This window comes from Pseudomonas sp. 43(2021), from assembly GCF_017490805.1.
In the GTDB taxonomy this organism is placed as follows: Bacteria; Pseudomonadota; Gammaproteobacteria; order Pseudomonadales; family Pseudomonadaceae; genus Aquipseudomonas.
Genome location: NZ_JAFGYJ010000657.1, coordinates 1 through 229, shown reverse-complemented (window position 1 = coordinate 229; position 229 = coordinate 1). Strand labels below are relative to the sequence as shown.

Below are 229 nucleotides of genomic sequence, written 5' to 3'. Positions count from 1 at the left end.
TCGAAGGTCGCACCGGTTGCATCCACAGCCGAACTGATGCCCAGGCTGATCTGGCCAGCGTCGTTATAGACGTCATCGCCCTGCGCAGCATGGGTGTACGGGGCACTGGTTTCGCCAGCCTTGATGGTGACCTGGGCATTGTTGCTCAGGGTCACGACCAGGTCATGGGCCAGCGCCTGGTTGATGTGCACGGTGAAGGTCGGATTGACGTTCTCGGCCACCGAGGCCT

1 protein-coding gene is annotated in these 229 nt (G+C 61.6%); it reads right to left on the bottom strand.

The window, feature by feature from the left end:
• Window positions 1–229 (bottom strand): immunoglobulin-like domain-containing protein (locus J5M71_RS29735; RefSeq protein ID WP_207839166.1); only part of this gene is annotated, 229 nt, incomplete at both ends.